The 14,548-nt window shown below is 50.0% G+C and carries 13 protein-coding genes; all 13 read left to right on the plus strand.

Features of this window, described 5'->3' with window-relative positions; genetic code table 11:
* Positions 1–92 precede the first annotated feature (92 nt).
* The 13 genes from HA46_RS03340 (at position 93) to HA46_RS03400 (ending at position 14,126) form a co-directional block, all read left to right on the plus strand.
* On the plus strand, positions 93–779 hold the full coding sequence (locus tag HA46_RS03340; protein WP_244277499.1) for a flagellar basal body L-ring protein FlgH: 687 nt from the start codon (positions 93–95) through the stop codon (positions 777–779).
* A gap of 40 nt (positions 780–819) precedes the next feature.
* Positions 820–1,905 carry a flagellar basal body P-ring protein FlgI gene (locus tag HA46_RS03345; protein WP_208857389.1) on the plus strand — a complete coding sequence of 362 codons (1,086 nt, stop codon included), beginning with the start codon at positions 820–822 and terminating at the stop codon, positions 1,903–1,905.
* The gene (flgJ, locus tag HA46_RS03350) at positions 1,905–2,879 is read left to right on the plus strand and encodes a flagellar assembly peptidoglycan hydrolase FlgJ (RefSeq protein WP_084882163.1); all 975 of its coding nucleotides are present in this window, start codon (positions 1,905–1,907) and stop codon (positions 2,877–2,879) included. Before HA46_RS03345 ends, flgJ begins: the two co-directional genes overlap by 1 nt.
* Before the next feature lie 107 nt (positions 2,880–2,986).
* Positions 2,987–4,645, plus strand: a complete 1,659-nt coding sequence (gene flgK, locus HA46_RS03355; protein WP_084882164.1) for a flagellar hook-associated protein FlgK — start codon at positions 2,987–2,989, stop codon at positions 4,643–4,645.
* 77 nt (positions 4,646–4,722) lie between these two features.
* Entirely contained in the window at positions 4,723–5,646 is a 924-nt protein-coding gene (gene flgL, locus HA46_RS03360; protein ID WP_084882165.1) for a flagellar hook-associated protein FlgL, read from the plus strand.
* 107 nt (positions 5,647–5,753) lie between these two features.
* A complete protein-coding gene (locus tag HA46_RS03365; protein WP_084882166.1) occupies positions 5,754–7,418 on the plus strand; it encodes a methyl-accepting chemotaxis protein in 1,665 nt (554 codons plus the stop codon).
* Positions 7,419–7,615: 197 nt separating this feature from the next.
* Complete coding sequence (locus tag HA46_RS03370; RefSeq protein WP_084882167.1) at positions 7,616–8,338, plus strand: RNA polymerase sigma factor FliA; 723 nt, start codon at positions 7,616–7,618, stop codon at positions 8,336–8,338.
* Positions 8,339–8,803: 465 nt separating this feature from the next.
* Positions 8,804–9,172 (plus strand): flagellar transcriptional regulator FlhD, encoded by a 369-nt coding sequence (gene flhD / locus HA46_RS03375; RefSeq protein WP_084882168.1) that lies wholly within the window; start codon positions 8,804–8,806, stop codon positions 9,170–9,172.
* Positions 9,165–9,719 (plus strand): flagellar transcriptional regulator FlhC, encoded by a 555-nt coding sequence (gene flhC / locus HA46_RS03380; RefSeq protein ID WP_071997452.1) that lies wholly within the window; start codon positions 9,165–9,167, stop codon positions 9,717–9,719. The genes flhD and flhC overlap by 8 nt, the downstream gene beginning before the upstream one ends.
* A 116-nt stretch (positions 9,720–9,835) precedes the next feature.
* Positions 9,836–10,714 (plus strand): flagellar motor stator protein MotA, encoded by an 879-nt coding sequence (motA, locus tag HA46_RS03385; protein ID WP_084882207.1) that lies wholly within the window; start codon positions 9,836–9,838, stop codon positions 10,712–10,714.
* Positions 10,714–11,667: a flagellar motor protein MotB gene (motB, locus tag HA46_RS03390; protein WP_084882169.1), complete on the plus strand. Its 954-nt coding sequence runs from the start codon at positions 10,714–10,716 to the stop codon at positions 11,665–11,667. The genes motA and motB overlap by 1 nt, the downstream gene beginning before the upstream one ends.
* Positions 11,667–13,604: a chemotaxis protein CheA gene (cheA, locus tag HA46_RS03395; protein WP_084882170.1), complete on the plus strand. Its 1,938-nt coding sequence runs from the start codon at positions 11,667–11,669 to the stop codon at positions 13,602–13,604. Before motB ends, cheA begins: the two co-directional genes overlap by 1 nt.
* Before the next feature lie 15 nt (positions 13,605–13,619).
* Positions 13,620–14,126, plus strand: coding sequence for a chemotaxis protein CheW (locus HA46_RS03400; protein WP_084882171.1), 507 nt, complete (start codon positions 13,620–13,622; stop codon positions 14,124–14,126).
* Positions 14,127–14,548 lie beyond the last annotated feature (422 nt).

Below are 14,548 nucleotides of genomic sequence, written 5' to 3' on the forward strand. Positions count from 1 at the left end.
TGGCGGCATTGCTGGCGCTATCTGCAGCGCTGGCATCCGCGACCACTATTTCAGAAAGAGAAATGAAACCTTCAACCTCGCGCCAGGTGACTATGCATGCCGTTGCGGCAATAACAGTTACCCTCTCGTGCCTCATGGCTGGCTGTAGCTATATCCCGCATAAGCCGCTGGTTTCGGGCGCGACCACGGCTACGCCTGCTCCAGCCGTACCGACAGCGGTAAACGGCTCAATTTTTCAGGCGGGACAGGCAATGAACTACGGTTACCAGCCGATGTTTGAAGATCGCCGTCCGCGCAATATCGGCGACACCCTGACCATCGTGCTTCAGGAAAACGTCAGCGCCAGTAAAAGTTCATCCGCTAACGCCTCGCGCGATAGCTCTACCGGCCTTACCTTCAGCGCCATGCCGCGCTTTTTGTCTGGTCTGTTCGGCGGCGATAAGGCGAATACTGAAATATCAGGCAAAAACGACTTCGGCGGCAAAGGCGGCGCAGCCGCGAAGAATACGTTCAGCGGCACCATTACCGTCACCGTGCGGCAGGTGCTGGAAAACGGCAACCTGAGCGTCGTGGGTGAAAAGCAAATTGCCATCAATCAGGGGACGGAATTCATCCGCTTCTCCGGCATTGTCAACCCGCGCACCATTAGCGGCAGTAACACCGTGGTCTCGACGCAGGTTGCAGACGCTCGCATTGAATATGTTGGCAACGGTTATATCAACGAAGCACAGCAGATGGGCTGGTTACAACGCTTCTTCCTTACGCTTTCTCCTTTTTAACTGACCCTATATGAAAGATTACATTTTGATAGCCAGCCTGATGTTGATGAGCATCGCCAGCTGCCTGGGGAGCCAGGCACACGCCGAGCGCATTCGTGACCTGGCCACTATTCAGGGCGTAAGAAGCAATACCCTGATGGGCTATGGGTTGGTGGTAGGGCTGGATGGGACGGGTGACCAGACCATGCAGACCCCCTTCACCACGCAAAGTCTGAACAATATGTTGTCGCAGCTCGGGATTACCGTTCCACCGGGAACCAATATGCAGCTCAAAAACGTGGCGGCGGTCATGGTAACGGCGGAGCTTCCTCCTTTTGCGCGCAGCGGTGAGAAAATTGACGTTGTTGTCTCTTCAATGGGTAACGCCAAAAGCCTTCGCGGCGGGACACTGTTAATGACGCCGCTTAAAGGGAGCGACAATCAGATTTATGCGCTGGCGCAGGGAAATCTGTTGATGGCGGGCGCAGGGGCGCAGGCAGGCGGCAGTCGGGTTCAGGTCAATCAGCTAAACGGCGCGCGTATTACGGGCGGCGCCACGGTAGAGCGGGAAGTCCCTGCCAGTTTCAACAATCAGCCTGTGCTCAGGCTCCAGCTCAATGAGCAGGATTTTAGTATCGCTCAACAGATCAGCGATGAGATCAACCGCCACTTTGGCGGCGGAACGGCGCTGGCAGAAGATGCGCGTGTTATCCGGCTGAATGCCCCGTTGAACAGCGCAGACCGCGTGCGCTTTCTCGCTAATTTGCAAAATCTCTCTATACGACGCGGCCCAATGGAAGCGAAGGTCATTATTAACGCGCGTACCGGCTCAGTGGTGATGAATAAACATGTCACCCTGGATGCCTGCGCCGTTGCGCAGGGCGATCTGATGGTAGAAGTGACCCGCACCAACCAGGTCAGCCAGCCAGACACGCCGCTGGCGGGCGGTGAAACCGCTGTGGTGCCCAACACCGATATCTCCGTCAGAGAGCAGGGCGGTTCGCTGCAGCAGGTCCGTACCAGCGCCGACTTAAATAATGTTATCAGAGCACTCAATGGCCTGGGCGCTACGCCCAACGATTTGATGTCGATTTTGCAGTCGATGAAAAATGCCGGTTGTCTGCACGCAAGCCTGGAGATTAACTAATGGCGGAAAGCATGAATAATATCGGTGCGGCTTTTGACAGCCGCTCACTGGACGCGCTTAAGCGGGTAGCAAAAAGCGATCGGCAGGCGGGGCTGAAAGGCGCAGCGAAGCAGATGGAAGCTGTCTTTGTCCAGATGATGCTGAAAAGTATGCGTGACGCGACGCCGAAAGAGGGGCTTTTCTCCAGCCAGCAGAGTGAAATGTTTACGTCAATGCTGGATCAGCAGCTGGCACAGAACATTGCCAGCAAAGGCACGCTGGGTTTTGCCGGGATGATGCTTAAATCGCTGGGTGCCGAAGAAGCGAAGCAGGCCCCCGCGCCACAGGCGCTCGTCCAGACGGCGGTGGCGACGGATATCCGTCTGCCAGCGAAGCGTCCACTGCTGACTGCGCCGCTCTATTCTCTCCAGGCGCCAGCACCGATAAAGGATGCGGAGGCCGTTCGACCAACAACATCGACAGGCCCGGTTTTAAATAATGCTAACTTTATCGCCAGTTTGTCGGGGCCTGCTATTGCGGCATCGAAAAAAAGTGGAGTACCGCATCAGCTCATTATTGCGCAGGCGGCACTGGAGTCGGGATGGGGCAATCGCGAAATTCCCACGCAGGACGGCAGACGCAGCCATAATCTGTTTGGCATTAAGGCGACTCCTGACTGGCAGGGGGAAACCACAGAAATCACCACCACTGAATATATTAACGGCGTAGCCAAAAAGGTTAAGGCGGCGTTTCGCGTTTATCAATCTTATGCCGAAGGGCTTGCTGATTATGCTGCACTGATAGCGCGCAGTCCGCGCTATCAGAAGGTCGCAGCAGCAAAAACGCCTGAGAGCGGAGCGCATGCGCTTCAGGCGGGCGGCTATGCCACCGATCCAAATTATGCGAACAAGTTAATTAATATTATCCAGCAAGTAAAAAATCGTGTTGATAACGCCGCCTCAGCCTATAAAAACGATCTTTCTTCTCTTTTTTAATGAATTTTTTTTCAGAATATTCTTGTCCAACCGATATGAATAGATAAGTACGCCCAATTTGTTCAGAGCGCCTGAAACGGCAAGACACAACATAATAAGTGGTGGTTATGAATTTATTTAACATTGCACAGTCCGGTCTCAGCTCCGCGCAATCTGCACTTAACGTAGTTGGTAATAATATTAATAACGCCTTCAATGGCGATACGCAGGATCTTTTTGTTAACGGCTATAGTAGACGGAATATCGTTCTGGGCGAGGCTGGCGGTCGCACAACCAGCAGCGGTTTTTTTGGCTACGGCGTTCAGGTTAATGATGTTGCTCGTGCCTATAACAGCTTTATCAGCAACCAGGTAAGAGGGGCAGCCAGTCAGTACACCGCGCTTAACGCGCAGTATGAGCAACTCAGCCAAATTGATAATATGCTGGGAGATGACACCAATAACATTTCCGTTTCGCTGGGGAATATTTTCGGTGCGCTGGAAAAAGTCAGCAGCGATCCCGTCAGCCCGTCAGCCAGGCAGGAGGTACTTTCCCAGTTTAAAACCATTGCTAATCAATTCCGCAGCAACAGCAGCACGCTGAACGGCCTGGAGAAAAGTACCAATACCCAGATTAGCCAGTGTGTTGACGATATCAACTCATATACCTCTCAGCTGGCAGATATTAATCAGAAGATTAATAAAGTGCATGGCCAGACCGGGGGCGTGCCCGCCGATCTGCTTGATCAGCGTGATACGTTGCTGACAAAACTCAGCGAGCTGACAGGCATTAAGGTTGATGAAAACAGCACCGACGGCACTGTTAACGTCACCATGACTAACGGTATGCCGCTGGTGTACAACGGGCGCTCCTATAATCTCGAAACCTCTACGGACGCAGCCGATCCTTCCAGAACGGTTGTGTCTTATATCGATGCTGCTGGCAACAAAATGCTGCTCGACGAAGATCGCAGCTCAGAAGGCAAGCTGGGTGGCCTCTTTAAATTCCGTAATAACGATCTTGTTGATGCCCGCAATCAGCTGAACCAGCTGGCATTGCAGATGGCAAATAAATTCAACGAGGTCAATCAGCAGGGTTACGATCTCAACGGTGAGGCAGGCAAGGCGATTTTTGCCATTGACGATCCCACTGCGATCGCGAACCGCAATAATAGCGGCGATGCCAGCCTGTCGGTGAACTATACCGATATCAGCCAGGTACAGGCCACCGACTATGAGATCGCTTTTAACGGCACGGATTGGGAAGTGACCCGGGCGGACGGCTCGAAAGTGACGCCGACGGTGGGTAACGACGGCTCGCTTCAGTTTGATGGTATCAGCGTGATGCCACAGGGCACGCCGCAGAAAGGGGACAGCTTTAGCCTTAATCCGGTTTCCGGCGCAGCAAGCAGCATCAGCGTAGCGCTGACCGATGGTGATGAAATCGCCGCTTCCAGTTCAGCCAATCCTGATGAAGAGAGCAATAACGAAAACATCAAAGAGATGATCGGCATTAAGACCCAAGAGGTCATCGGCAAGTCGACCCTGTCGGAGGCCTACGCCAGCCTGGCCAGTTCGGTGGGTTCATCTGCCTCGGCCCTTAAGGGAGAAATTGAAACCAGCGCCAGCGTGGCTAACGAATTTGTTAATCAGCAGCAGGCGGTGTCCGGGGTCGATCTCAATGAAGAGATGGTCAATATGCAGATGTTTACCCAGTACTATCAGGCAAATGCTCAGATTCTGCAAACGGCCACCACGCTTTTCGACACAATTTTAAGCATTCGATAAGTCGGCATGAAAATAACGCCTGTTTTGACAGGCGCAAACCTAACCGCATGCAATAAGCGAAAAGACAGGAAACTTTTATGCGTCTCAGTTCTCACTATATGTTTCAGCGCACCATTGAGGGCATGTCTGATGCGATGAATCGCGGCAACGACATTTATAACAGCCTCTCTGCCGGGAGAACCTTACTCAAGCCTTCAGACGATCCTGCGGGCGCCTCGCAGGCGATCACCTATCAAACCGCGCTGGCTAATATGGATCAGTTCGATACAGCCAGGATGTATGCCAGAGATGCGCTCGGTCAGGAAGATACGACGCTTACCTCTATCAGCAACATCCTGTGCAAAAATCTGTCAGAAAAAATTGTGGCGGGTGGCAACGGTGCCTATTCCGATCAGGATCGCCAGGCGCTGGCGCAAGAATTACAGGGTATTCGTAATAACTTGCGCGATCTGGGGAACAGCAAAAATGGCAATGGCCGCTATATTTTTTCGGGTTATACCACAGGTACGCAGCCTTTCGATGAAGCCGGAAAATATCTGGGCGGCAACACACCCCTGACGCAAAATGTCGCAGACAGCACCAGCATGCAGGTAGGGCATACCGGCAGCCAGGTTTTTATGAGCGATACGCCAGACGATCTGTTTGCAGCGCTTGATAAAGCGATAGCAGCACTGAATACGCCGGTTGAAAGCGATGAGGATCGGCAAAATCTTCAGAGTACGCTCGACAGCGTTAACGTTTCAGTTAAACACGGTATTGATAACCTTGGCAAAATCCAGGCAGAAGTGGGCACGCGGCTCCAGCAGCTGGATACGCTGGGGACGAACGCAGCGACAGAGCGCATTCGGCTTCAGTCCCGGCTGGAGCAAACCGTAGGTGCCGATCCTAATACCTGGACCCAGCTGGTAGGCCAGTCAAAAATGGCGGACTTTGCCATGACGGCCTCAATGACGGTATTCCAGTCGATGCAAAATATGTCCATTTTTTCTATGTTGCGATAGCGGCTCAGGATATCTGCTGCTAAAGGCATCCGGGATGCCGCTACTCTGTTTGCTGCTCTAACATCGGGGACTTTTACTTTAGGCAGCTTTTTTTAAGGTTCATCAAAATGTTTCGTAATTTAAAAATATCCAGGGGTGTCAACTATATTGTGCTGATGTTTGTGCTGCTATTAGTAGCCTCTATAGCAATTGGTATGTATGGTTCAATCACCACCAGGGATAACTTTATCATCAGTAATGAAACGTCAGATAATCTGGTGGTGCTCCAACAGAGCGCGACCAGCATCAACCGAGGAGTTGCACAGTTAAATGCCGTTATGCTGGCAAAAAGCCTGGGTAAAGACGTTGATAGCCGCAGTATTGATATTATTAATAAAGATATCGATGGGGCGAAGTCCTCAATTGAAAAATTTATGTCAACACCTTTTTCTACGGAAGAGGAGATGCAGGCGGCAAAAAAAGTGAATTTCGCTTTTAACGCAATGCTGGATGATGCCAGATATAAAATGAAATTTGTCATGAACCCGCAAAGCTATCCTGACCGCAGAGATCAGGAAATCAGAGCGCGTAACGATTTGACAGAGAGTATCGATGTTTATACCGAAATAGCAGGTCATCTCAACGACCTGTATGTGACTGAAGCGGGAAATAATTACCAGAGGACTCTGATTATTAGTCTGGTCAGCCTGCTGGCTTCAGTTATTTGTGCCGTGGGTGCTTATCTCTGGCTGAAAAACATACTGTTTGCGCGACTTCATTATGCCGTTAAGGCGCTGGATACTATCGCTGAAGGTAACCTGAGCGAAAAAATTGAATCCCGAAACACTAATGAAATTGGTGAAATGCTCTCTTCGCTGGAAAATATGCGTCTCTCATTATCAAAGACGATTTCTGGCATTCGTACGTCAACCCAACGCATCTATAGCAGCGCGCAGGAGATAGCCAGCGGCAATAACGATCTCTCATCTCGAACAGAGGAACAGGCCTCTGCGCTACAGCAAACCGCTGCCAGCATGGAAGAACTCAAAATAACGGTGCGACAGAATGCAGACAATGCGCACCATGCTCGTCAGCTAGCCGACGGCGCCAGCGTTAGCGCCTCCAGAGGCGGAGAGGTGATGACGCAGCTTGACACTATCATGCGGCAGATTATGAACAGCTCTCGCCAGATTGCTGATATCAATGCCGTTATTGACAGCATTGCGAATCAGACGAATATTCTGGCTCTTAATGCAGCCGTTGAGGCCGCGCGTGCAGGTGAACAGGGGCGAGGATTTGCTGTCGTTGCGGGTGAGGTTCGCAACCTTGCAAAACGCAGCGCTGATGCGGCAAAAGAGAGCCGTGAGCTGATCAATACGTGCGTGGCAAATATGACCACTGGCTCTCAACAGGTAGAAAGAGCCAGCGGCGCAATGCAGGATATCGTGCAGTCGGTTACGCAGGTTAATGACATCATGGCGGAGATTACCTCTGCTTCAGAAGAACAGAGCATGGGCATTAACCAAATAGCCCAGGCCGTTAACGAGATGGATTTAGTGACCCAGCAGAATGCTGCCATGGTCGAGCAGGCTGCGGTCAGCGCCAGCAGTATGGAAGCAGAAACACAAAATCTGGAAAAGCAGGTGGCTCAGTTTAAAATCAAAGAAACCTCGAGCTTAAAAGTTCCCCTGCCAAAGAGCCTTCAAACCCGCTTATTAACGGTGCCTGAGGCGGCAAAAAAAGAGTCGAGTATCAGCACGGCGGCGGCTGAGGATGACTGGACGACTTTCTAAGGTTAAAAAGGAGAAAGCGTAAATGTTAACTGTTGTCGTTAATGTAAATAAAAAAACAGACAACGTTAATTTCTCTGTTTTTAATGGCGCAGTTAACTTTATAAATTGCGCTTAATAGTAAACGCTTATTCGATTATTTAAACGGCGGTTTTTCAGTGATAATAGTTATGCTTGATTAACTGCCGGATATTATCACTGTGAATGGTCTCTATACGCCAGAAGGACTCGCTAATAAAAACGAACTCTGGTCAAAATATGGCAGCCTTGTGCGGCGCGAAGCATTGCGTCTCCAGGCCCGCTTGCCAGCCAGCGTCGATATTGATGATTTAATTCAGGCGGGATCGATGGGTTTTCTTGCTGCCATTGATGAATACGATCCTAAAAAAGGCATTATTTTGCCAGCATGGATTACTCAACGGGTACGATGGGCGCTAATGGACGAGCTCCGCGCCCGTGACTGGGCATCGCGACGTATTCGTAACAATGCCAGAGAGATGGCCAGCGCTATTCAGCGTATTGAGCAGCGTAACGGGAAAGCAGCGACGGAAGCCGAGATCGCCGCCGAGCTGCAGATAACGCCAGGCGAGTATCATCAGATGCTGAGCGATACTAACACCGGCCAGTTTTGCTCGCTGGAAGAATTAAATGAGCTAGCAGGTGAAAGCTTTGAGGCGACAGACGATCGTCATGAACTGCTTAACCCTTTTCATACACTCTCTCTGCAATCTGTTACCGGCAAGCTCGCTGAAGAGATCAAGCAGCTACCGGAAAGAGAGCAGCTTTTGTTGAGTCTTTACTACCAGCAAGAGCTCAACATGAAGGAGGTGAGTTTGATTCTGGGGCTGACCGAAACACGCATCAGCCAGTTGCATAGTCAAGCCCTTAAGCGCCTGCGCGCACGAATGGAAAAATATATGTAATATTTTGTAAATTCAGTCATTGACCTGTAAATATTTTCATAAAAGCTGTAAGCGTTGAGCAAGTAAAGGAGGACCGCGTTAGGCAAAGTTGTTAAAAGTGCCTGGGTAAGAATTTTCTTAATGTTAATTTTCTTTTTTATTTGGTTAAATTTATTTTTTGCGAGTTTTTTGATATGGCGCAAATCAATTTAGCAAGTTCATGTTTTGACGTTATAGATATCGAAGGTAGTAATATACGTTATTAAATTCAGGTTATATATTTCTATTTTTTAGCAGGGTAATAGTTGAGATAATTCGTCACGGAAATAAACTTTGATTGTTTATGAATCATGTTGGATAATTTCCCACCTCAACTGATATTCACTTGCGATGATGATGGCTGACTAATAGTCGCATGAATATTCCTTTTAACTCCTGAATTTGGCACGCCTGGCGATAGCTCGTCAGCATGTGCGAACGGATAATATGAACGCAACGAATAAAGAAGATTATCTGCAAAGTATTCACAATATTAACTTATCTTACTTGATCTTAGCTCAGCAGCTGATACGAGAAGATCAAATCAGTGCCGGCTTCAGGCTAGGGCTGCCTGAAGAGACGATCGATATGCTAAAAGAGCTGTCACTTCCGCAGCTTATTAAGCTGTCTTCAACCAGCCAGCTTATTCTCCGGCTTCGTCTGGATAATGAGGCGGTCATTGAGTGTCTGACTAAGGATTCTCGAGTTGATGCTCTACAGCAGATCCATACGGGGATTTTGCTCTCAACAGATTTGCTCAGTTTAATGAATGAGCATAACGGTCTCGAATCAGGGGGAGAAGTAGGTAATGTGTGAAAAAAGTATTCTGGATGAAATAAAAGATGTAAAAATTGCTATAGAACTTATTTCGTTTGGCGCCCGGATTCAGGTGCTTGAAACTGAAACCAGCCTGAGCCGTCGTCGTTTACTGAAGCTATATAAAGAACTGCGTGGCTGCTCGCCGCCAAAAGGAATGCTGCCTTTCTCTGCAGACTGGTTTATGGCGTGGGAGCGCAATATACACTCTTCCATGTTTTACAATATCTATCTTTATCTTCAGAAAACGACACGGCAAAGCTCAATCGAAACCATGATTAAGGCTTACCGCTTATATCTGGAACAATGTCCAATCAGCGCGGGAGAAAAGCCGGTATTAGGTCTGACCCGGGCCTGGACGCTATTACGGTTTATAGATTGTGGAATGATCGCGCGTACAATCTGCAGCAGCTGTAAAGGAGGCTTTGTTACTACGAGTGAGTTTGCGAACGAATCGTTCACTTGCAGTTTGTGCTGCCCGCCTTCGCGCGCCAGCAAAAAAAATAATTTTTTTGCAGGCGCACAGTTACAGGCAGCAGCTAACTAAGGCCGAATTGTCATGTTTGAACTCGCGCCTTTTTAAAGGGTGCGAGCTTTCCTTATACGAACGCAATAAGCCAGCTGCTGGAGCCATCGCAATATTGTCTTTATTAAGGAATGCATGTGCTAATACTTTTAGGTTATTTAACGGTGTGCGCCACTGTTTTTGGTGGCTTTGTCATAAGTGGTGGAAAGCTAGGGGCGCTTTATCAGCCTACTGAGTTGCTTATTATCGGCGGAGCAGGCGTAGGCGCTTTTATTGTAGGCAATAATGGTAACGCCATCAAAGCGACAATGAAGGCGTTCCCCCATATGTTTCGGGGATCGCACTATACCAAAGCGCTCTATATGGACCTGATGGCGATGATGTTTTTACTGCTCAATAAAAGCCGGCAAAGCGGCTTGATGTCGCTGGAAGCAGATATTGAAGATCCGCAAAATAGCCCCATTTTTTCAGCCTATCCACGCTTGCTGGCAGATAAGGTGCTGCTCTGCTTCGTGGTCGATTATTTACGCCTGATGATCAGCGGAAATATGAACGCCTTTGAAATCGAAGCGCTGATGGACGTTGAGATTGAAACCTGTGAACACGAGCATGAAATACCGGCAAGTAGCCTGAACGGCGTCGGGGATGCTTTTCCCGCTTTCGGCATCGTCGCTGCGGTCATGGGGGTTGTAAACGCACTGGCAGCCGCGGATCGTCCGGCCGCTGAGCTAGGGGAACTTATTGCTCATGCCATGGTTGGTACCTTCCTGGGTATTTTGCTGGCGTATGGTTTTATTCTGCCTCTTGCTACCCTTCTGCGCCAGAAAAGCAGCGAGCAAATTAAAATGTTGCAGTGCATCAAGGTCACTTTGCTGGCTGCAATCAACGGTTACGCGCCGCAAATTGCCGTTGAATATGGACGTAAATCGCTTTTCTCTACTGAGCGTCCTTCTTTCACGGAGCTGGAGGAACATGTGCGTCAGGCTAAGGCTGACAAAGGCTCTGGAGCAAGTTAATGAGCCAAAAGCATATTATTGTTATCCGCAAGAAAAAAGGCCACGGCGGAGGGCATCATGGCGGCTCGTGGAAGATTGCTTATGCTGACTTCATGACCGCGATGATGGCTTTTTTTCTGGTGATGTGGCTGCTTTCAACCTCGACGCCGCTTCAGCGTGAGCAAATTGCCGAATACTTTAAAACGCCGCTCAAAGTCGCGCTCTCCAATGGCGAGAAAAGTAGTCTGAGCGATAGCGTTATTCCAGGTGGCGGTGCCGATCCTGTCAAGAATGATGGCGAAGTGAACAAAGCCAATTTAAAAAAGATTGAAGGTAAAAAAGATAAGCGCAAGCTGGCGGATGCACGAGAGGAGCTCGATAAGCTCATTCGTAACGATGCGCGCTTAAAAAATTATCAAGCCAACTTACGTCTTTCGCTGACCGAAGATGGCCTGCTGATTCAAATTATCGACAGTAACGATCGCCCAATGTTTAAAGTAGGCAGTAAAACGCTGGAACCCTACCTAAACGACATTCTTAAAGCACTGGTACCCGTGCTTAACACGTTACCTAACCGCATTACCCTGACTGGCCATACTGATTCGCTTCGCTATGCCAATGGCGATATTGGCTACAGCAACTGGGAGCTTTCTGCCGATCGCGCCAATGCCCTGCGCCGGGCGCTTATTGCTGGGGGGATGCCTGGGAATAAGTTCCTTCGCGTCATTGGCACGGCAGATACGATGAACGTGGAAAATTCCAGCGCGGACGATCCTGTCAACCGCCGTATCAGCATTCTGGTACTGAGTCGGAACAAAGAAGAGTCGATTTTGAACGAAGACACCCTGGTACAAAATATGGCGGCGAGTGATGAGGACGAAAAGCTCAAGGCGATTTTGAACATGCGGCCCGTTACGGCGGAAGAGCTTCATCAGTTACCCGCCGCTCAGCCTGAATCAGGGGTGGAAAAATGATGGATATGACCGAATTTTACCAAACCTTTTTTGATGAGGCGCATGAACTGCTGGCGGATATGGAGAAAAATCTGCTGGAGCTTAATCCGCACCAACCTGACCAGGAGAAGCTTAACGCCATTTTTCGTGCCGCACACTCGATCAAGGGAGGAGCAGGTACCTTCGGTTTTGACATATTGCAGGAAACCACCCACCTCCTGGAGAACCTGCTCGACGAAGCGCGCTGCGGTATGTTGAATATCACCAGCGAACATATCGATCTTTTTCTGAGAACCAAAGATATTATGCAAGAGCAGCTTGACGCCTGTAAGCATTCTGCAGAGCCAGATTTAGATAGTTTTGCCTGGATCTGCGAGGCATTGCGGCAAATAGCACTTGAGAGCCACCCTGGCAAGCCGCTTGAACTTCCCCAGCACGTTGCTGCTGAACCCGCAGCATCAGGGGTAACGAAGATTTATGACGTTTTGCTCAATGTCGCGGCTTGCGAAGAACAAGAGCTGTTGAGCGAGGAGCTTAAAAACCTCGGCGAAGTACTGAAAATTGAAAATCAGAAGGATCGACTATATGCACAGCTGCAAACCACGGCGACGCCTGATGATATCAGCGCCGTGCTTTGCTTTATTCTTAACCCAGAACAGATTGCCATCACGCCAGCCGTTACGACACCAAAGCGTGCGGATGTGGTAAAGAAGCCGGCGCAAGCTGAAGCATCAGCGAGAAGTGTTGGTGCAGTACAGGGCGCAGAGTCAAGCAGTATTCGCGTTTCTGTTGAGAAGGTCGATCAGATCATCAATCTGGTCGGTGAACTCATTATCACACAGTCGATGTTAAGCCAGCTTGCCGGTGCGTTTGAGCCTGGTCAGCATGAGGCTATCAATAACAGCGTGATCCAGTTAGAACGCAACGCCCGTGATTTACAGGAAGCTGTGATGTCAATCCGCATGATGCCAATGGAGTATGTGTTCAGCCGCTTCCCGCGGCTGGTGCACGATCTGGCGGGCAAACTCGGAAAAAAAGTTGAGCTGGTACAGAAAGGCGCTTCTGCCGAACTCGATAAAAGCCTGATCGAGCGCATTATCGATCCGTTAACGCATCTGGTGCGCAACAGCCTTGATCATGGCATTGAGTTGCCTGAGGTGCGGCGTCAGAAAGGCAAGCCAGAGTGCGGGGTGCTTACCCTCAGTGCCGAGCATCAAGGCGGTAATATTATCATTCAGGTAACCGATGACGGCGCCGGGCTAAACAGAGAAAAGATCCTTGAGCGTGCAAAAGCTCAGGGGCTCGCCGTTGATGACAAAATGGATGACGATGAGGTCTGGCAGCTGATTTTTGCCCCTGGCTTCTCCACGGCTGAAACCGTTACTGATGTTTCAGGGCGTGGCGTGGGCATGGATGTAGTGCGCCGCAACATTCAGGCTATGGGCGGGCGGATAGCGCTCTGTTCGAAGCCTGGCGAAGGCTCAACCATCAACATTATTCTGCCGCTGACGCTGGCTATCCTTGACGGCATGTCAGTGCGCGTAGGCGACGAACTTTTTGTTTTGCCTCTCAATACCGTGATGGAGTCGCTTCAGCCTTCTGAAAGCGCCCTGCACCGCATCACCGGGGGAGGAGAGATGCTGCAGGTGCGCGGCGAATATCTGCCGTTAGTCAAGCTCGGGCAGCTTTTCAATATTCCTTGCACCGCCCGCCAGGCCAGCGCGGGAATTGCTGTCATTTTGCAAACCGCCGGCTCTCGTTACGCGTTGCTTATTGACCAGCTGATTGGACAGCACCAGGTGGTAGTAAAAAATCTCGAGCTCAACTATCGCAAGGTGGCGGGCATATCGGCGGCAACTATTTTGGGAGATGGCAGGGTCGCGCTGATTCTTGATGTAGGTGCGTTGCCAGCTATGTATCAGGAAATGGCCGCGACAGACGGCTTTTTTAATGATTAAACTAAGGTAAATCAGATGAATTTTTCAGGTAGCAGCAGCGCGCTAGCCGAAGATGATAACCGGCATGAATATCTCCTTTTTCGCCTTGGCGAAGAAGATTATGGCATTGAAATCCTGAAGGTTCAGGAGATACGAAACTACGATCGCGTTACGCGTATCGCCAATACACCCGATTTTATTCGAGGCGTGACCAATCTGCGTGGCGTTATTGTTCCTATTATCGATCTGCGCATTAAGTTTGCGCTGGAATCCACGGCTATTGGTGACAGTACAGTGGTAATTGTTGTCAATCTGGCGAACCGCGTCGTAGGTATCGTGGTTGATGGCGTTTCAGACGTGCTGGCGCTGACAACCGATCAAATTCGTCCTGCCCCGGAGTTTTCACCTACGCTTTCCACTGAATATATGATCGGGCTGGGCACGCTGGATGATCAGATGCTGATTCTGGTTGATATCGAGCGGCTGCTGAATAGCAAAGATATGGCGCTGGTTGAACATCTGGGCGAGACGGCAGGCGCATAAGCGCGAATGTCCCTACTGCGGTTGTTACGTTATTTACCCTGGTCTGGTTGAATACCGGAGCAGGGTCCTCAGCTAAATCCTCTCTTAACTCCTGTCTCTAATCTCGATCATAATCAACAGGCCCGCTGTCACGCTATCCCGCCTCTATTTCTCATGCCCGCATACAGCTACCGGCTTATTAACGCTGGTCTCAGCGGCTCCCATGAAGGCTACCGGTTCTGCTTTACGCTGTTCAGTACGCTTGCATCCTGGCTTTTTTGCGGTTGAGACATTCATTTGTTCTTTCAAGGAAAAATAGCTGTGCGACAGGAGGAGAAGGGAGCCGATGTTTTATTCTTACAGCAGGTGATTCCTGCGCGGCCGCCAGATCTGTCCGCCAGTAATCATGACCGAGTGTGCTGCGGCAAAAAAAACGCCCGGCC

Origin of the sequence: Pantoea septica (assembly GCF_002095575.1) — a bacterium.
Lineage (GTDB): Bacteria > Pseudomonadota > Gammaproteobacteria > Enterobacterales > Enterobacteriaceae > Pantoea > Pantoea septica.

Excerpts from the sequence above, each read along its gene's own strand:
- cheA (WP_084882170.1), top strand. The coding sequence starts at position 11,667 with ATGGATATGACCGAATTTTACCAAACCTTTTTTGATGAGGCGCATGAA.
- flhD (WP_084882168.1), top strand. The coding sequence starts at position 8,804 with ATGAACGCAACGAATAAAGAAGATTATCTGCAAAGTATTCACAATATT.
- flgJ (WP_084882163.1), top strand. The coding sequence starts at position 1,905 with ATGGCGGAAAGCATGAATAATATCGGTGCGGCTTTTGACAGCCGCTCA.
- HA46_RS03365 (WP_084882166.1), top strand. The coding sequence starts at position 5,754 with ATGTTTCGTAATTTAAAAATATCCAGGGGTGTCAACTATATTGTGCTG.
- HA46_RS03340 (WP_244277499.1), top strand. The coding sequence starts at position 93 with ATGCATGCCGTTGCGGCAATAACAGTTACCCTCTCGTGCCTCATGGCT.
- motB (WP_084882169.1), top strand. The coding sequence starts at position 10,714 with ATGAGCCAAAAGCATATTATTGTTATCCGCAAGAAAAAAGGCCACGGC.
- HA46_RS03400 (WP_084882171.1), top strand. The coding sequence starts at position 13,620 with ATGAATTTTTCAGGTAGCAGCAGCGCGCTAGCCGAAGATGATAACCGG.
- HA46_RS03345 (WP_208857389.1), top strand. The coding sequence starts at position 820 with ATGTTGATGAGCATCGCCAGCTGCCTGGGGAGCCAGGCACACGCCGAG.
- flgK (WP_084882164.1), top strand. The coding sequence starts at position 2,987 with ATGAATTTATTTAACATTGCACAGTCCGGTCTCAGCTCCGCGCAATCT.
- flgL (WP_084882165.1), top strand. The coding sequence starts at position 4,723 with ATGCGTCTCAGTTCTCACTATATGTTTCAGCGCACCATTGAGGGCATG.
- flhC (WP_071997452.1), top strand. The coding sequence starts at position 9,165 with ATGTGTGAAAAAAGTATTCTGGATGAAATAAAAGATGTAAAAATTGCT.